Annotated in this window: 11 protein-coding genes; 3 read left to right on the top strand and 8 right to left on the bottom strand. The window is 57.6% G+C overall.

Annotation, left to right across the window (positions count from 1 at the left end; genetic code table 11):
* Position 1: 1 nt before the first annotated feature.
* From GT003_RS06960 to GT003_RS06950, 3 genes are all read right to left on the bottom strand, one after another.
* A complete protein-coding gene (locus tag GT003_RS06960) occupies positions 2–874 on the bottom strand; it encodes a carbohydrate ABC transporter permease (protein WP_161695825.1) in 873 nt (290 codons plus the stop codon).
* A gap of 196 nt (positions 875–1,070) precedes the next feature.
* The gene (locus tag GT003_RS06955) at positions 1,071–2,363 is read right to left on the bottom strand and encodes a response regulator (RefSeq protein WP_161695823.1); all 1,293 of its coding nucleotides are present in this window, start codon (positions 2,361–2,363) and stop codon (positions 1,071–1,073) included.
* A 269-nt stretch (positions 2,364–2,632) separates the two neighbouring features.
* On the bottom strand, positions 2,633–4,456 hold the full coding sequence (locus tag GT003_RS06950; protein WP_161695821.1) for a cache domain-containing sensor histidine kinase: 1,824 nt from the start codon (positions 4,454–4,456) through the stop codon (positions 2,633–2,635).
* 440 nt (positions 4,457–4,896) lie between these two features.
* On the opposite strand from GT003_RS06950, the gene GT003_RS06945 reads away from it, so the two are divergent.
* From GT003_RS06945 to spoVB, 3 genes are all read left to right on the top strand, one after another.
* Entirely contained in the window at positions 4,897–6,117 is a 1,221-nt protein-coding gene (locus GT003_RS06945; protein WP_161695819.1) for a substrate-binding domain-containing protein, read from the top strand.
* Positions 6,118–6,257: 140 nt separating this feature from the next.
* The gene (locus tag GT003_RS06940; protein WP_161695817.1) at positions 6,258–9,008 is read left to right on the top strand and encodes an alpha-mannosidase; all 2,751 of its coding nucleotides are present in this window, start codon (positions 6,258–6,260) and stop codon (positions 9,006–9,008) included.
* A 315-nt stretch (positions 9,009–9,323) separates the two neighbouring features.
* Positions 9,324–10,874, top strand: coding sequence for a stage V sporulation protein B (gene spoVB / locus GT003_RS06935; protein WP_161695815.1), 1,551 nt, complete (start codon positions 9,324–9,326; stop codon positions 10,872–10,874).
* 68 nt (positions 10,875–10,942) lie between these two features.
* Here spoVB and GT003_RS06930 read toward each other — a convergent pair whose 3' ends face one another.
* The 5 genes from GT003_RS06930 to GT003_RS06910 all read right to left on the bottom strand — a co-directional run bounded on the left by GT003_RS06930 (position 10,943) and on the right by GT003_RS06910 (position 19,045).
* Positions 10,943–11,872 (bottom strand): manganese-dependent inorganic pyrophosphatase, encoded by a 930-nt coding sequence (locus GT003_RS06930; RefSeq protein WP_161695812.1) that lies wholly within the window; start codon positions 11,870–11,872, stop codon positions 10,943–10,945.
* 1,091 nt (positions 11,873–12,963) lie between these two features.
* Positions 12,964–14,505, bottom strand: a complete 1,542-nt coding sequence (locus GT003_RS06925; RefSeq protein ID WP_161695810.1) for an ABC transporter substrate-binding protein — start codon at positions 14,503–14,505, stop codon at positions 12,964–12,966.
* Between the two features lie 147 nt (positions 14,506–14,652).
* Entirely contained in the window at positions 14,653–15,543 is an 891-nt protein-coding gene (locus GT003_RS06920) for a carbohydrate ABC transporter permease (RefSeq protein ID WP_161695809.1), read from the bottom strand.
* Between the two features lie 9 nt (positions 15,544–15,552).
* Positions 15,553–16,485 (bottom strand): ABC transporter permease, encoded by a 933-nt coding sequence (locus GT003_RS06915; RefSeq protein ID WP_338045937.1) that lies wholly within the window; start codon positions 16,483–16,485, stop codon positions 15,553–15,555.
* Between the two features lie 202 nt (positions 16,486–16,687).
* Positions 16,688–19,045, bottom strand: a complete 2,358-nt coding sequence (locus GT003_RS06910; protein WP_161695804.1) for an AraC family transcriptional regulator — start codon at positions 19,043–19,045, stop codon at positions 16,688–16,690.
* Positions 19,046–19,191 lie beyond the last annotated feature (146 nt).

Here is a 19,191-nt window from a genome sequence, read left to right as displayed (position 1 = left end):
CTCAGTTCACCTCTCTGCTCGAAAGTCTATGCTGCAGCACCGCAAGTCCGCCAAGCACCAGGAACATCAACACGCCGAGCGAGGAAGCCGCGCCGTAGTCGAGTCTCGTGAACGCGTATTTGACGATCAGCAGCGCATACGTCAGCGTCGCCTGGTTCGGGCCGCCGTCGAGCATCGCCATCTGGGATTGATAGCCTTGCGAGGTCGCGATGAGCTGTAACACGAACAGCAATACGATGATATTGCGGATGAACGGAAGGGTGATGTGACGGATCCGTTTCCATACCCCGGCGCCGTCGATCTCCGCCGCTTCGTACAGATCGCGCGGGATGCTCAGCACGGCCGCCAGGTAGATCAGCATCGCCGAGCCGAACTGCTGCCACGTCTCCATGAAGACGAGCGAGATCATGGACCAATTCGTATCCGTCATGAAGGAGATCGGATCTTTGCCGAAGCTCGTGATCGTCGCGTTGATCGGACCGACCGGATCGTAGAGCCAGCGCCACAGGCCGTACAGGACCACGACGGGAATGACGTTCGGCAGGTAGGCCGCCACGCGGACGAACCCTTGGAACCGTTTCAGTTCGGAGATGGCGATCGCGAAGACGATCGGTACCCAGAAGCCCATGATGAGGCACAGGAACATATAGTACAGCGTGTTCTTGACCGCCGTCCGGACGTCCGGGTCGCGGAGCACCGTCTTGTAATTGTCCACGCCGGCGAACGTGTTGCCTTTGACGAAATCGATGTGGTAGAAGCTGTACACGAAGCCTTTGATAATCGGCATCCACAGGAACAACACGAAAATAACGGCCGCGGGCACAAGAAACAAATAGCCCCAAAGATGTTTGCGAAGTCGTGCGGTAATACGCATAGTGTCCCCTCTTTCATGCTCTTTCCCAGAAGAAGCGGCTTCCGGTTCCCTCCGCTTGGGAGGCGCCTTCGGCCGTTCTTCTTGCCTATTCTCATTCTAGAGTCGCGGGCGCGGGCTGAACATGTGCAGATCTATGGGGATGGTAGGCGATATTACTTCATGCGCGAGGAGATGCCCCCGTGTACGTGAGCAGGCGCTATTTCTTGAGCTCGGTCGGGCTCACGCCGAAATATTTCTTGAAGATTTTGCTGAAATGCTCCGGCGACTCGTAGCCGACGCGCTCGGCGATCTCGTAGCGGCGCAGGTCGGTATTCAGGATCAGCCGGCGGCTCTCTTCCATCCGCAGCTTGATGACGTACTCCCACAAGTTATGGCCCGTATCCTTCTTGAACAGGTAGCTGAGGTAGTTCGGACTGACGTGGTTCTTCTGCGCCACCTCGTGCAGCGTCAGCCCCTTCTGGGCGTAATGCGCGTCGATGTACGCCTTGGATTTCTCGACGATCATGTTGTTCTGCGCGGTCATCTCTTCCTCGGTCGGATCCTGCGCGTAACGGCCATAGTTGAAGTCGCCGTAATAGAAGACGCCGAGCTCCCTGTGCTCCTCGTTCCACCGGATCGCCTTGGCCGCCTGCTGCCCGAGCTCGCCGATGAACGCGGCGCCGCGCAGAATCTGGCTGATGCCGACGACGCACGGCAGCCGCAAATAGTTCGCGATGTTCGTATGCAGGCTGCGGCCCAGCATATCGAGCTGATGGATCTTGTTCGTGCCGTTCTCCTCGTAGCGCGCGTCGCTCCACTGGATGATGACGTTCACCGCGTCGCCGCCCGAATAGTACGCGACGGGTCTCCATTCCTGGTCGAGCAGCTCCATGGCGATGTTGAGCGCGGCATATTGAAGCAGCTCGGACGAGCTGCCCAGCTGCACGCGGAAGACGGAATAATACGGCCCGGAGAGATCCGTGCCGAACCGGCTTCTCAGCGCGGCGGCGGTCGCATCCGCGGAAGCGGGATCCGCCGTCAGCTTCTTCAGCAGCTCGTCGCGCTCCGCGGACGGCTGCTCCAGGCGGAACTGCTCGCGGAAGCCGGCGAGCGTCTCGTCCTGCGACGGGATGAGCTTGTTCACGCTCAGCAGCACGTTGCGCACGGAATCGAGGAACTGGTCGCCGTTCAGCGGCTTGATGAGGTAATCCTTCGCGCCCAGCCGGATGGCGAGCTGGGCGTACTGGAACGTCTCGTGCGCGGAGATGACGATGGCCTGCAGCCACGGCTTGATCATCTTGGCCTGGTGCATGAGCTCGATGCCGCTCATCTCGCCCATCTGGATGTCCGTGACGAGCAGGTCGATGTCCTCCATGCGCAAATAATCCATCGCTTCGTAGCCGTTATGGGCCGTGAACAATTGCGATATGGCCAGCCCCGAGGAGCTGAGCAGGCTGCAGAGGCCTTTGCAAATGAGCGGTTCGTCGTCGACGACCAGGATGTTGTACATCGTTAGTCCCCCTGAGTGAAAAAATTCGAGATGAAAAGGCATGACCTGCGGTCAGTATGGATCTCCACTCGCTGTTGTATTTCGAATTTCTTTGATTATATAAGTGAGTAGATGTAGAAATACGAATACAAAGGCGACCGCTGACGCTGTTCCGACTCCATACTGACTCTCCGATCACTTCCAACAGCGAACATAAATATTCAATTTCTCAAAACTCAAGCCTCGTTACTTCCCTTAACAATCTTTGACACCGACCTGTCCCCGACTTCTCAGGGGGTCAACGACTCCGTCCCCGGCAGCTCCTGTTCCACCATGCGCGGCAGGACGATGATCGCGGTCGTGCCGTGGCCTTCGCGCTTCTCGTAGCGAATGCCGTAGCTTTTGCCGAAATGCAGCCGGATGCGCTGGTGCAGGTTGCGGATGCCGTAGCCGATCGCCGGGTTGCCTTTCTCCTCGTTCAGCAGCCGATGGATCGCGTCGAAATCGACTTTCTTGTAGCCGTTGTCCTCGACGCGGATCATCACTTTGTCGCCGTCGAGCAGGTTGGCCGAGACGAGGATCTCTCCGTCCTCGCCCATATGGCGCACGCCGTGGATGATGGCATTCTCGATCAGCGGCTGCAGGGTGATTTTGGGAATCAGATTGTTCCGCAGCTCTTCCGGCACGTTCCACGCGACCGAGAACGTATATTCGTAACGCTTCGACTGCAGGCTGACGTAAGCCTTGGCATGCTCCATCTCTTCCTCCAGCGCGATCAGCTCGCGGCCGCGGCTCAGGCTGATCTTCATCAGCTTGGACAGCTCCTTGATCATCTCCGCGGATTCCGAATTGCCTTCGAGCGAGCTCTTCCAATAGATGCTCTCGAGCGTATTGTAGAGCAGATGCGGGTTGATCTGCTGGTAGAGCAGCTGCAGCTGCGATTCTTTCTCCTTGATCTCGCTTTGGTACTTATAATGAATGAGCACGTTCAGGCGTCTCGCCATGTCGTAGAGCGCGGCGATCAGCTGGCCCACCTCGTCCTTGCGCCCTTTGCCCGGGGTCTCCGGCACGCGCCGGCCCGGCTCGAACGAACGGACGAAATGCGCAAGCCGCGTAAGCGGATTCATGAGCGATTGCCAGAAATAGAGCATGATGATGATTCCGAGCACAATATACACGACGGAGATCAACTGGATGACGCGCTTCAATTCGTTCTGCTGCAGCAGGAGCGATTGTACCGGGATTTTGTAGACGAGCTTCTGCTGCAGCAGATGATTGTCGTTGATGACATAGATGAATTCCGGCGTGATGATGTTGATCATCCCGTCCGGGTCCGCTTTCTTCGTCGCCGCTTCCGGAGGCAGCCGGAGCGTGGAGCCGATCATGCTCGGCGTCGTCGCGGTGAGCACGCGATTCCGGCCGTCGGTGAAATAGATCTGTCCGTCCGGCAGCGAGACGCTCCGCAGGGACTCTTCGATTTTTTTGTCCATCTTGGTCGCGACCAGTACGCCGATGACGCCGTAATCGCTGATATTGGACACCGAGCGGATATACGCCAGCGTCGTCTGCGTCGAGAAGCCGATGTTGGTGCGGATCAGCTTCATATAACCGTCACCCTTCTTGGCGACCGCCTCGTCGAACCATTCGGGTTTATCTTGATCCTGGAAGAAATACACGCCGGTCTGGGTCATCGGAATCTTAGGCGCGAACGAATAATAATTGTTGGGATCGTAGACGTACAGGCTGTAATAGACCGCCTCCCCGCCGTTGACGCCGATCGAATAGCCCGCGATGAGCTTGTCGAGCTTCGCGTACTCCTGGACCCGTTCGAACACGGTGTCCTTTGCATTCGGGATCAGCTGCTGCGTGAGCGGATTTTGCACGATCGTCGTCGTAATCTTCGTCACGGTGTCGATATCCCGGCCCAGCAGGGCGATATTCTGCTTGTTCAGCTCCGCGTACGCATCCGTCACGTGGTTCTTGAGAATTTGCTCCGCCTTCGTGTTGCCGTACCACTGCAAGAGCAGGATCGGGCTGACCATGACGACGAAGAGCAAAATGATTTGTTGTTTCACGTTCATCCGCGTGAGCGGATTGGTCATATAGCGTACCATGTCCCCCTGGTCTCCTTTGCTCCCGTACCGCTACCATAACAGACGGCCCGCCCGATTCGTATGGCTATTCTTACCGAGATGAGGCGCGATTCTATCGAGTTGGGCGTACGTCCAAGATACCATAGGAAGCGGTTGCAGACGATAGGGTCCGGTGGCGCGGGCGCACCGTAAACGCCGGCAGCTTGAGGCACTTCCATCATTTTGTATACATCCTAAATTCAGGGATAATACGAGCAAGAATTCAAGCATAGCGGGGCGATCAGCGAAGAGGATGCGAAGGAGCTGGCAGCAGCGTTCGATCAGGCGCTGTCCGACTAACGCGATGGCGATCTTCGCCCGGCCCGTACCGGCAGCCTCTTCATCCTCTAGCGCAAGCCGAGCATTTGCCGTATACTATTAAAACATATCATAATGCTGCGGAAATGTTCGGGAGGATGAACGTGACAGACCATAAGCCCCGTTATCAAATGATCATCGACTACTATAAAGAGCACGTCGCGGCAGGCTTGCTGAAGGCCGGGGACAAGCTGCCGAACGGACCGGAAATCGCGCAGCAGTTCGGCGTCAGCGCGATTACGGTCACCCATGCCATGCGGCAGCTGGAAACGATGGGGTACGTGAAACGCATCAAGAAGGCGGGCACGTTCGTAACGGAACCGCCGTCCGGGAAGCCGGGCGATTCGGCGAAGGCAGCAGGATACGGGACGCTGCCTGCGGACCCGACAAGAGGCGGAGCATCGGCGATTGCAAGCGCCGCGCCCCTGCCGATTCCCGTCATCTCGCTCGTCATGCCGTTCAACGAGAATATCGGCTACGAGATGTTCCGCGGAGTAGAGGAAGAATGCGCGGAGCGGGGCTTCTACGTCACGTTTCACAACTCTCGGTACGACGATGCCGTCGAACGCGCCATCATTCAGAAGCTCGCCAAAGACCGGGTCAGCGGCATCATCGTCTACCCCGTCTCGAGCTACAAGAACATCGACGTGTTCGGCAGCCTGGCGATCGATGGCATCCCCTATGCGCTGATCGACCGGAGCGTGGACGGGTTGGACGCGCCGCTCGTCATCTCCGACAATACGGCTGCCGGCCGCAGCATCGCCTCGCATCTGATCGGGCTCGGCCATCGTCAGCTGGCCTTCGTCTGCCCGATTTGGAACGAAGCCGTCTCCATCAGCGACCGCTACAAAGGCTATTGCAGCGCGCTCATCGAAGCAGGCATTGCACCTAAACCGGAATGGCTCATTACGCTGGAGGCCGGACACGGGCAAGGACAAGGGCAGCCCTCGGATTCCTCCGATGGATCCGGTCAGCGCAACGAAGTCCAGGATGCCGAAGTCCTGCTGGAGCGGCTGTTAACGGTCGATCCCCCTCCGACCGCGGCGGTCGTCGTGAACGACTACTCCGCCGCCAACCTGCTGAAAGCCGCGCTGCAGCGGGGCATCGGCGTACCTGGCTGCTTGTCCATTACCGGCTTCGACAATCTCTCGTTCACGTCGCATCTGGAAGTGCCGCTGACGACCGTCGAGCAGGATTTCTACGGCATCGGGCGCGAGGCGGCGAGGCTCGTGCTTGCGCCGGCGGAGGAGCGGGCCGGCGCCAAAATCGTTCTGCCCACCAAGCTGGTCGACCGCGAGTCCTCCGGCGCTCCGCAGCAAGTTTAACCGACCATCGCCCGAACATCCCGCAAGCATCATGCTTGCGGGATGTTTTCATATCCGTTATTTACAGACGCGCGCGGACGGATTATGATTAAAATATATTTTAATATTCCATTCCATTCGAAAAGGGGTCTGCCTTCCTCATGCCATCCTCACAGCCGAAAGCCGTCATTCACGTCATCTCCCATACCCACTGGGACCGCGAGTGGTATATGCCTTACGAAGCTCACCATGCCAAGCTCATCCAAACGATGGACGAATTGCTGGCAATCATGGACCGTGATCCGGAATACCGCAGCTTCTATCTCGACGGGCAGACGATCGTGCTCGACGATTACCTCCAGGTCTATCCCGAGAAACGCGAGAAGCTCGTGCAGCTGGTGCAGGAAGGCCGCTTGTCCGCAGGACCTTGGTATATTTTGCAGGATGAATTCCTGACGAGCAGCGAAGCGAACGTGCGCAACCTGCAGATCGGCCACCGCGACAGCCGCGCTTTCGGTCCTGTCTCGAAGCTCGGCTATTTCCCGGACTCCTTCGGCAACATGGGGCAGGCGGCTCAGCTCATGCAGCAGGCGGGCATTACGACGGCGGTGTTCGGGCGGGGCGTGAAAGCGACCGGCTTCAACAACAGCGTCTCGGAATCGCCGGATCTGGAATCCCCTTATTCGGAGATGAACTGGGATTCCCCGGACGGCTCCCGCGTGCTCGGCATTCTGTTCGCCAACTGGTACAACAACGGCATGGAAATTCCCGAGGAGCCGGCAGCAGCCAAAGCCTTCTGGGACCACGCGATCGCCAGCGCCTCCCGTTACGCGTCGACGCGCCATCTGCTGCTCATGAACGGCTGCGACCATCAGCCCGCTCAGGCGAACCTGTCCGCAGCGCTTCGCACCGCGAGGGAGCTCTACCCGGACTACGAATTCATCCATTCGAATTGGGACGATTACGTCAAAGCGGTGCATTCGGACCTGCCGCCGGAGCTCAGCACGATCAAGGGCGAGCTGCGCGGGCAGCGAACGGACGGCTGGTTCTCGCTCGTCAATACGGCCTCGGCGCGCATCTATATCAAGCAATTGAACCAGCAGAACCAAACGATGCTGGAGAAGATCGCCGAGCCGCTTGCCGCGTTCGCGCACGCGCAGGGGCGTCCTTATCCGCACGGCCTGCTGAATTACGCTTGGCGCACGCTCATGCAGAACCATCCGCATGACAGCATCTGCGGCTGCAGCGTCGACGAGGTTTACCACGAGATGCGGACCCGCTTCGAGAAGAGCAAAGGCGTCGCCGCTTCCGTGATCGCGGACAGCACGGCTTTCCTCGGCGGACAGATCGATACGACCGGCTTCGCCGCCATCAGCCGGGACAGCGCGCCGTTCGCGGTGTTCAGCACGAGCGGGTACGAGGATTCCGGCGTCGTGACGGTGGAACTGGAGCTCGGACGGCGGTACTTCAAGCCGGGCGAAGCGCAGGCGGAGACGGCCGCGATCGTCGGCCGCGACACGACGGCGGACGGTTACCTCGTCGACGCGGACGGCAAGCGCGTGCCATTCGTAAGCAGCGACCTCGGCGTACGATTCGGCTATGATCTGCCGGCCGATAAATTCCGGCAGCCGTATTTTGCCCGCGTCGTGTCCGTCACGTTCGAAGCCGCGGCCATACCGGCAATGGGCTACGGCTCGTTCGCCTGGATCCCTTCAGCTGGCGAGGAAGCCGGACCGGCAGCCGCTTCGCTCGTGACGGCGCCGAACACGCTGGAGAACGATTTCCTGCGAGTCAGCATCCAGACGGACGGCACGCTGACCATGCTGGACAAGACGAACGGTCAAACGTTCGACGGCCTCGGCTATTACGAGAACGTGGGCGATGTCGGCAACGAATATATTTTCAAACAGCCGAACGGCGATACGGCCATCACGACGCGCGGTCTGGCAGCCGACATTCGACTCGTCGAAGATGCTCCGCACCGCGCCGTCTATGAAGTCACGCATACGCTCGACATTCCGGAAAGCGCCGACGAACGGCTGCAGGCCGAGATCGCGACGATGGTGCCGTTCCTCGAGCGTCAGGCGCAGCGTTCGAGCAAGCGCGTTCCGCTGTCCATCGTGACGCGCGTTAGCCTGAGCCGTTCCGAGCGCGGCGTCCGCGCGCATGCCAGCTTCGACAACCAAGCCAAGGATCACCGGCTGCGGGTTATGCTCCCGTCCGGCGTGTCGGTGGCGAAGCATTATGCGGATTCCATCTTCGAAGTGGCGGAGCGGGCGACGGTTCCGAATCCGGAGTGGGTCAATCCGAGCAACTGCCAGCACCAGAGCGCGTTCGTCGACGTGCACGAAGCGGGCCGCGGCCTGACGGTCGGCAACAAGGGACTTAACGAGTACGAGGTGCTGCGCGACGACAGCGGCACGATCGCCGTTACGATCCTTCGCTCCACGGGCGAGCTCGGCGATTGGGGCGTATTCCCGACGCCGGATGCGCAGTGCCTGGGCCGTAACGAAGCGGAGTGGATTCTCCTCCCGCATGGCGGCGCAGACGACCGCTTCCGCGCTTATCAAGCGGCATACGGTTTCCAAGTACCGCTGCAAGCGGTCCAAACCGGCTTGCATGCCGGGCCGCTTGCGCCGCGGCAAAGCCTGCTGAACTGGAACGGCGCCGGCTCCAGGCTGGCGCTCTCCAGCCTGAAGGTCAACGAAGACCGCGGCGACCTGGTGGCCCGCTGGTATAACCTGTCCGGCGAGCCAAGCGAGCTCCGCGTCGACGCCGGCCGCGATGCGGCGCTGTACGAGAGCAACGTGCTCGAGGAAGACAACGGCGCGCGCATCGGCGAAGCTGGTTCCGCGACCGTTCCGGTAGCCGGCTACAAGATCGTCAGCATCGGCCTTCGCGCCGACAAGTAGCGTGCGGGCAGCATAGCAGCATGCATCGCGAAGAACCCTGGAGAACGCTTGCTATAAGCGGTCTCCGGGGTTCTTCGATTTATTCGGAGGCGGGCATGTACCCGCCTTACATCGCAGTCCTTTCGCGAAAATCCGCCCATGTACCGCCCCCCATGCACTTCTTTATCCCCGAATCGCAAACATCCGCCCATGCGCTGCGCCCCATACCATCTTGTCCGCCAAACCACCTCCGCCACGACCTTGGCACCAGCTCGTTCGCATGCTTTTCCGATTCATGAATACATTTAAGTATTCGATAATCAGGAGGACACTGCCATGGCTCAACGGGAGCAGTCGTTCATGCGAGGAACGATTGCCTTATCTGTCGCTGCGTTCATCAACCGTATTCTCGGCTTTATCAGCGGCATGTTTGTCGCTCGCGTGCTCGGCGCGGAAGGCATCGGTCTCTTGATGATGGCGCATCCGCTCGTACCGCTCGTCATTACGATCACGGAGTTGGGCCTGCCCGTGGCGATCTCGAAGCTGGTCGCCGAAGCTTACGCGCGCGAAGAGCGATTGAAGATCCGGCGCATCCTGCACGTCTCGCTTGCCGTCACCGGCTTGCTGAGCATTACGCTAACCGCCGTATCGCTCCTCGGCTCCGAATGGATCGCCTCTATCATGTTGAGCGATCAGCGCGCCTACTACGCCATGCTCGCGATCACGCCGATCGCGCCGATCGTCGCCGTATCCGCCGTCCTGAAAGGGTACTTCCGCGGCATGCAGCAAATGAAAACGATCGCCGCCTCGGACGTGCTCGAGTATTCGGTGCAGATCGCCTGCGTATTAGCGCTGGTGCATCTGCTGATGCCTTACGGCATCGCGTACGCGGCTGCCGGCGCGATGGCCGCCTCCGTGATCAGCGAAGCGATCAGCCTGCTGTTCCTCATGACAAGCTACAAGCTGTTCGGCGAGGCGCGGGTTTCGGGGGAGACCTGGTCGAGCCATCTGAAGCACGGCCGAAGCACGCTCGCCGAGCTGCTGAAGATCGGCCTGCCGACGACCGGCCAGGGCGTCATTCAATCGCTGTACAGCGCGTTCCAGCCCTTGCTCATCGCCACCAGCCTGGCGATGGCCGGCGTCAGCACGGCGCTCGCTACCAAGCAGTTCGGCATGCTCGCCGGCTACGCGTTCCCGCTCTTATTCATGCCCGGCTTCATTACGCAATCCTTATCCACCGCGCTCGTGCCGGCGATCGGCGAAGCCGCGGCGAACAAGAACGGCCTGCTCATGCACGAGCGGATGAATCAAGCGCTCACGTTGGGCCTTAAAGTCGGTGCGCCGGCGACCGTAATCCTGTTCGTCTGGGCGACGCCGCTCACGACGCTCATCTACGATTCGCCGGAGGCCGGCTTGCTGCTGAAGATCATGGCGCCCCTCTTCCTGATGCATTATTTCGACGCGCCGCTCCATGCGATTTTGCTCGGACTGGGGCGGGCAAGCGCCACGTTATGGAATTATGTCATCTCCACGGCGTTCAAAGCCGTCGCCATACTGGTCTTCGGCAGCCAATTCGGCATCGTCGGCGTCACGTACGGCATCGGGATCGGCCTTGTCATGCAGACGCTGCTGAACTTCTTCTCGGTATCCGGCTCGATCGGCATCTACGTGAACGTCCAGCCGTACATCAAAGTCGGTTTCTGTACGGTGCTGATGGCCTTGGGCGGACGCGCATGCCTCGATTTTCTGACTGCCCAAGGACTGACGCCGCTGTGGAGCGTCATCGGCTCGATCACGGCTTCGCTGCTGCTCTACTTCCTGGCGCTGCTGGCGACGAATGCGCTCAAATGGAAGCCTTCGCGCCGACCGAATTCCGTGCCTTGGTGACCGACCGCCTCCAACGCAAAAATCCCGCGCAGCCACCGGGCCGCGCGGGATTTCCTATTGCATGACGCTTATTTGCTCAGCGTTTCCGTCAGAACCGGAACGATTTGCGATTTGCGGGATACGACGCCTTTCAGCACCGCTTTGTTGTCGTCCAGCTTCACGCCGTACGCTTCTTCGACCGCGCCGGCTTTGCTGCCGAGCGCCAGGGCAACGGAATCGTTGTTGAGGATATCCGTCACGACGAATACGAACAGGTCCAGGCCTTTGTCCGCGATGATCGCGTTCAGCGCCGCTTCGACTTCCGCTTGGCGGGAGAGCACGTCGTTCACGTCGACGGCGTTGACTTGCGCGATTTCGACTTTGCTGCTGCCCATCGAGAATTCTTTGGAATCCAGGGAGATCAGCTGCGCGATCGTTTTTTGGCTCAGGTCGGCGCCGGCTTTCAGCATTTCCAGGCCGTACGCATCGGCGTCTACGCCTGCGATAGCTGCCAGCTCGCGAGCGGCCGCAACGTCTTCGGGCGTGCAGGTCGGCGATTTGAACAGCAGGGAATCGGAGATGATGGCGGAAAGCATCAGGCCCGCGATGCCGCTTTCGATCGCGATGCCGTTTTCTTTGTACATTTTGTTCAGGATCGTTGCCGTGCAGCCGACCGGCTCGCAGCGGTAGTACAGCGGGTGCGCCGTCTCGAAGTTGGCGATCCGGTGGTGGTCGATAACTTCAAGCACGCGTACTTTATCGATATCGCTCGCGCTTTGTTGGCGCTCGTTGTGGTCAACCAAGATGACGGTGCTCGCTTCGTTCGATACCGTCTCTACCAAACGCGGTGCAGCGACTTTGAATTGATCCAGCGCGTATTGCGTTTCGCCGCTGACTTCGCCGAGACGTACGGCTTCGACTTCTTGGCCGAGCTTCGTCTTGAGGTCCGCGTAAGCAAGAGCCGAGCAGATTGTGTCCGTGTCCGGGTTTTTGTGTCCGAAAATCAATGTTTTTGCCATTTGAATACTCCTTATACCGTTAAATTTTTTGGGCGCCGGCGACATCTAGCCCGCCGCCCGATAAATCCCTAAGCGCTATTATACCTGTAAATGCCGCGAATTCCTATTCCATTACAGGTAAAAAACGCGGACAACCCCTATTTTTCACAAAACGTTACCGGATTACCGCGCCGCAGCGCTCAAACAGCCGAAGCCCCTTCGCCCCAGGCGCCGAGATAGTGGCGATTATCCGCCTCTCAGACTGTCGAAAAATCAAAAATCGCAGAACTCTATTGGATTGCCAATCGCCGATGCAAGCCATCATAGTCCTTCTTGCGAAAAGGACCCTAAATCGAAGAACCCTGGAGCTAACGCTTGTACGGTGCCTATTCGGCTCGATACGCCCCTTTTATTTCGCTAACGCTTGCCAGGAGGCTTATTCGTGAGATTTGCCGTGCAAATCGGTCATTAAACGGCAAATAACGTCTGTCAGAACCGTTAGGGATTATTTGGAGGTATTTTCGAGGGATTAGCACCGCTGACAATCGTTAGAAGTTCGAAGTGAGGAGTGAGAAGTTAGAGTTAGAAGTTAGAAGTTAGAAGGTAGAAGTTAGAAGTTAGGAATCAGCAGCATCGCTCACGTTGAACGATCGGCAGCTTCCGTCGCTAGCTGATATGCCGACCACCGTCGTATACATCGCCCTTCATTGCGCCTGAAACGAAGTAGAGAAACCTGCCATGTCAAAACGCAGGTTTCTCTACAATCAGAGAGGCGATCGCCCGACTCTGTCTCCGGCGTCTCTCGTCTCCATCTCCAGCTTCGCCCGCCTCTGTCTCCGGCGTCTCTCGCCTCCATCTCCAGCTTCTCGCACCTCTGTCTTCGGCGTCTCTCGTCTCCATCTCCAGCTTCTCGCGCCTCAATCCCCAGCTTCTCGCGCCTCCATCTCCAGCTTCTCGCGCCTCGATCCCCGGCTTCTTGCGCCTCTATCTCTCAATTCCCGCCTGCCAAGCACCCAGCGCTGACACGAAAGAAAGCCCGGACGATCCGGCCCTCTCGGGCCGCTCATCCAGGCTAACCGACTTAGCGCTCGCCGCGCTTGCCGACTCCAAGCTTATTTCAGGCCTTTGGCCGCCAACCAAGCATCGAGCTGCTTTTGCTTCTCGGCAAGCACCTTCTCGCTGCCCGCTTTCTTGTTCGCCGCGATCAGCTTCGGCACGTAAACGTTCGGATCGACCGTACCTGTCGTCAAAGCCGCTTCGTATTCCTTGTAGACCGCTTCGAGATTCGCGACTTCCGTCTTGACCGGGGTCGGATCGAACGCGAAGCCGAAGATCGTCGGGACTTTGGCGTTGTTGTTTTGGTCGATCGTCTTCTGCCACGTATCCGGGGCCTGGCCTTCGAGCAGGTGGCCGATCGTGACGTTCCCCATGGCCCAAGCGGAGTTAGGCGCATAGCCGCCGTCCGGCTTGATCTTGATCGTGTTGTCGCCGACGACTTCGTAGTTCTTGCCTTCCACGCCGAATGCGAGCAGGTTGAACAGGGTCGGGTCGGTGTTGACCAGGTTTAGGAACATCATGGCGCGCTCCGGATTTTTGGACGTTTTGGAAATCGCCGTCATCGTGGACTGCACGCCCGTGAATTGCGCTTCGTACGTCGGGATATATACGACTTCGTGTCCGCCGTTGCGGGCCAATTCCTCGACTTCTCCGCCAGGCTTGAGCGTGAACTCGTACTTCACGGCGCCTTTGCCGGATTTCAGCGTATCGTCGAAGTTCGCGGTCGCGACGTCGTTGTTGATATAGCCTTTCTTGTACCAGTCGTGCAGCAGGTTGAAATGCGCCAAATATTCCGGCGTCGTCATCGTATCGACGAGCTTGAATTCCGGATCGCCCTTGCGGTAGTAGAAGCCGTTCACGCCTTCGAAGCCGTTCATCTCGGCAACGAACGTATTGACTCGGGATGCGTAGGGAATTTTGTCCGGCTCGTTCTGCTTGATCTGCTCCAGGAACGGCTCCAGATCCTTGAACGTCTTGATCGTGCCCGTATCCAGGCTGTATTTGTCGACGAGCTCCTTCTGAATGACGAAACCGCCGTTGCTTGCCGATACTTGATAGTTCGGAATCGCGTACGTTTTGCCGTCGGACGCCTTCGCGCCTTCGATAACCGCAGCCGGCAGCGATCCGATGAAATCGCCGGCGTATTGCTTCATGAGATCGTCGATTTGCAGGAATGCGCCCTTCTGCGCGTTATTTTCGTAGTTGAACAGCCAGCTGGACGTCCACGCCAGGTCGAAGCTCTCTTGCGCGGCAACGACCGTATTCAGCTTCTGCTCGTAATCGCCGAATACGACCGGATTGAATTTAAGCGTAGCATTGATTTTCGGCTGGATGTAATCATTGATCGCTTTCTCGACCGACTTGTAATCGGTTTGCAGCTCGCCCTGCGGGATATAGTAAGTCAATTCTACCGGCTTCAGCTCTTCCGTGCCCGCTGCATTGTTCGCAGGCGCGTTATTCGTTGCCGGCGCGTTCGAATTCGTATTCGCCGCTTGATTGTTATTGTTGTCGTTGTTCGATCCGCATGCCGTAACGGCCGGAATCATCAGCATACTTGCCAAACCGAGCTTCCACAAGCCTTTTCCTTTGATAACCAATTGAAACCCTCCTCTAAAATGTGTACGTCAGACCCTCTTATGAATGAATGCTGTTCAATCTGGCACTGCAGCCTCGCATCGCCCCGACGGCGCTGGAACACCTCCCTTCAAGCCGGCAGCGCGTTGGCCGGATTATCGGATGAACGATCAGCCCTTCAAGGAGCCGACGGTCAAGCCTTTGACGAAATACTTCTGGAAGAACGGGAAGATGAACATCATCGGACCGGCCGCCAGCACCGTAAGCGCCATCCTGGCGGACAGGTTCGGGAACTTGGACGTATCGATGGTGATGCCGGACATGAACTGCGAGCTCGTCGTCAGGAAGTTGATCGTATTCATCATCCGCGTCAGCAGCAGCTGAATCGGAACCAGATTCTCGCTGTTGATGTAGAGCAGCGCCGGGAACCACGAGTTCCAGTAGTTGAAGGAGATGAACAGGCCGAGCGTGGCCAGCGCGGGCTTGGCGAGCGGCAGAATCATTTGGAAAAAAATACGCCATTCGCTTGCGCCGTCCACCTTTGACGATTCGATCAGCTCCTTCGGAATTTCCGAAATGAAGCCTTTCATGATGAGCACGTAGAACGGCGAGAGCATGCCCGGCAGGATCAACGCCCAAATCGTATCCTTCAAATGAAGATACTGCGTGATCAGGATATAGGAAGGAACGAGTCCCCCGCTGAACAGCATCGTGAAGAAGACATAGAACGTCGTGCCTTTGACGTAACGGTAATCCTTGCGGGATACGACGTACGCCGTCATGGAGGTCAGCGCCAGAGAGCCCAGCGTTCCCGCGATCGTCGTCAGAATCGTAACGCCGTAAGCGTGAATCAGAATCGTCGGCGACTTGAAAATATAATGATAGGCATCCGTGCTCCAATGCTTCGGCAGCAGCCGGTAGCCGTCGGCGATCAGCGACTGCTCCTGCGTGACCGAGATCGCGATAACGAGCAGGAACGGCAAGACCATCGAGAGCGATACAAGAATGAAGAATCCGTTAATCCATACGTCCGTAAAAGAGAGCTTTTTGGCTGTCTGCATGTTATCCACCTACCATAAGGAATTGTCCGGATTCAATTTTTTCACGAATAAGTTGGCCGTTAGCACGAGGATGAGTCCGACGACGGATTGGAACAAGCCTACGGCTGACGCCATGCCCACGTCGCCGATCTTCGTAAGTGCGCGGTAAACGTAGGTATCGATAATATCCGTTGTCGGGTACGTCATGCCGGAATCATGCGGAATGAAGTAATGAAGCCCGAAGTCGCCGGAGACCAGACCGCCGATGGCGAGAATGAGCAGAATCGAGATGAGCGGCAGAATCATCGGTATGGTAATTTTGCGCGCCATTTGGAACCGGGTTGCACCGTCCATTTTGGCTGCTTCGTAGAAATCCGGGCTAATGGCGATAATCCCTGCATAATAAACCAATGCGCTGAAGCCGATCCGTTTCCACAGCGCCACGACATTCAGAATGTAAGGCCAGGGCCCGGATTCCAAATACCAGTTGCGCGGCTCGACCCCGAACATGGCCAGGAAATGGTTGAGCAGCCCGTTGTTGAGATCCAGCAGCGTAAAGACGATATAGTATACAACGACCCACGAGAGGAAGTGGGGCAGGAATAAAGCCGTCTGGTAGATCTTGACCCATCTCTGCGAAATCTCATTTAATAGAACCGCGAACAGCAGCGCGAAGAAGGTCGTTAGAATGATGTAGCCGACTTCATATAAAACCGTGTTCCTCGTAATGCGCCATGCCGTATCCGAGACGAAGAAAAATTCGAAGTTTTTGAACCCCGTCCAGTCGCTTCCCCATATCCCCTTGTCGTACTTGAAGTTCTTGAATGCCAGCACGATGCCGGCCATCGGCAAATAAGAGAAAATAAAAATGTACAAGATCCCCGGAATGCCCAGCGTAAACAGTTCGTAATTTTTGCGGAATTGCTTCAGCTCCTGTGCTGCCCGCCTCGTAAACCCCTTCACATGCTCTCGCTCCCTTCGCTTGCCCGCAGTGGTGATGTGACTCATTATGCCGATTGCCAGGCCCTTTCTCCTAGTGCGAAATCACGTAATAGTTGGACTCTGGCGGTGTACTTTTCGTGTTTTGCTGTCCATTCGCGTACCGGGGGCAGAAGAAAAGCCGTTTTCGGGGCGCCTGCCTCCGAATACGGCCTCATAATACGCGTTACTCATCCTGTTCCGATGCCGCTTCTCCCTTGGAAAGCGATTTCTTGAGCCGGTATTCGCCTGGGGTGCAGCCCAGCTTCTTCTTGAACAATTTGAAAAAGTAGCTTTGATTGGCGTAGCCGACCTTGACCATCACCTCGTTGATGCTGTCTTTGCTCCCGCGAAGCAGCTCCTGCGCCTTCGCGATGCGCACCGCATTGATATAATCGGCGACGGACATCGACTCTCCCTTGCGGAACAGCCTTCCGATGTAATCGCCGGAGAGCTTCATCATCCCCGAGACGGATTGCAGGCTCAAATTCATATCTTGATAGTTCTGCTGCACGATGCCCTTGATCGTCTCGATCAAAATCTCGTTCCGCTCGTCCAGCCCGCCCTTCTTCTGATCGCAGATCTCAAGCATGACGGTCCGGATCAAGCGCTGCATGTCTTCGAGCGTCTCCATCTCCAGCAATTGCACGGAGAGCAGGTTCAAGTCGACCGGCATCGGCTGCACGCGGTTCACGTTGATTTCCTTCAGCGTCTGTCGCAGCAGGACCGGCATGTGCGTAATGGCGCTGACGATCTGATCATAATTGCACGTGGAGATATGCCGCATGAGCTTATCCAGCAGCGTCTCCAGCAGCTCCTTGTCGCCTGCCTTCAATCCCTCGATAAGCCGCTTCTCCAGTTCGCCGGGGAACGAATCCGAGCTGTTCTCCATGTTCCCCTTCACCATCTCAGGCTCGATCACGGCCCCTCGGCCGAATACCAGCTTATAGAGCAGATAGTGCTGCGTCAGGTGATAATGCTCCGAGATCGCCCTGAAATCATGGAACGCGCCGCTGATCGCCATCGAAATCGTGATTTTATAGTAATGCGATACCGCCGTCTGTATATCGCTCAGCAGCGGGACCAGCTGATTGAAGCACTCCGCTCCGCCATGCTCGGCGCAGATCAGGAATACGAGATGATCGGCGCGCATTTCCACCCCCATGCATCCGTAATGGGCGGCGAGCAGCTCTTCGGCAATATTGAGTATGGCGAATCGGATCAATTGAACATCCGCATTCGGCGAAAGCCGGCTCAATTGGCGCCACTCGTCGATCGTGACCGTCAGCACGGCAAAGGAAGCGCCGCTGGCGTAGACATTCATGCCCGTCATCGCATCCGCCGACTTCAACTGCGATTCGGTATACGATGCGCTCTCCAGGATGAGCTGGCGGAGATGGTAGGCGCGAATAATGCTTCGATTGTCCCGCTTATAAGCGTTCATATCCAATGCGAGCGCCGCGGCATGCGAATACGTCTCCGTCAGGAACGCCAGCTCGTCCTTCTCCGTCCGTACGCCGTCGGCCAGCTGGCTCGTCTTGATATGCTGCAGCAGACGCTGGATCGGCTTATATAATCCCCTGGTCACGATCATGGCCGCGACGACGGACAGCACGACGAACAAGATCGTCAAGCCGATGGCGGATTGCCGGATCTGCTGAATGTTCTGAATGACCGTGTCGTACGGCTGCACGCTGACGACGAACCAGTCCGGAATGACGGTCCTCGAATAAGATACGATCTGCTTCTCGCCGTCCAGCTCCATGATCGAATAACCTGGCCCTGGATTGGAAGCGGCCAGCTTCGGCGCGATCCGGCTCAATTCCTCCGGCGCCAGCGCCAGCCTGTCGTCCGGTCTCAGCACGTTTCCATTGCCGTCCATCAGCAGGGTATAGCTGCTTCGCAGCGCCTTGTCGTTGATCAGCTTCATATTGTTGTACAACCACTCGGGTTTGATCGTGAGCGCGAGCGCGCTTTCGCCGGCCTTATAGGGTCCGAGGGTTTCGTACATGACATAGGAGAACGTGTCGACTCCGTCCGTGCCGCCGCTCAGGTTCATCGGGGTCAGGCTCAATTTGCGAATGCCGGCGCCGTTCCGGAAGGAAGCCTGCAGCGTCAGGTATTGCCGGCCCGCAGGGTTCTTGAATTTGGCATTGCCTCCGGAGTACAACTTATTCGCAGGCCCGTTGTACACGACGATGGAATCCAGATACCAGCTCGACGTGACCAGCGTATTCAAGCGCCGCAGCTTGCTTAGCAAATCGAAGATCTGCAGCTCGTCCGAAGACATTAACGGTATGATTTCACTGTCCCAGAACAAAGAAGTCACCATGTTCTTCGCGATCTCGTCCATGTACGAGATGTTATAGTTGACCTGGGCAAGGGCGGCCTGGTTATAGTCCTTCTGCATGCGGACCACCGACTTCTCGGACGCATAGTACAGCAGCGTGGAGAAGCAAGTCAGGAAGATGACGGTCATTAACGTAATCGACAGTAAAATTCGAAGCATGTACTTCCTTGATTTGTAGAGCTGGATCAGCCTCATGCCTGCAACCTCCGTGAATTCCGCGTTTCGATAGCTTTGTAAGCATTTTCATTATAGGCCGGCCGCCGGCGCGAAGTTTACTGCATTATCGGGGAATTACTGTACTATGCGCGCTTCGGCCGAATCTACAGGAAGAGAGTGCCGCG

It is taken from the genome of Paenibacillus sacheonensis (assembly GCF_009909195.1).
Taxonomy (GTDB): Bacteria; Bacillota; Bacilli; order Paenibacillales; family Paenibacillaceae; genus Paenibacillus_Z; species Paenibacillus_Z sacheonensis.
The sequence above is the reverse complement of the archived record's forward strand: the minus strand, read 5'-3'. Positions and strand labels throughout refer to the sequence as shown.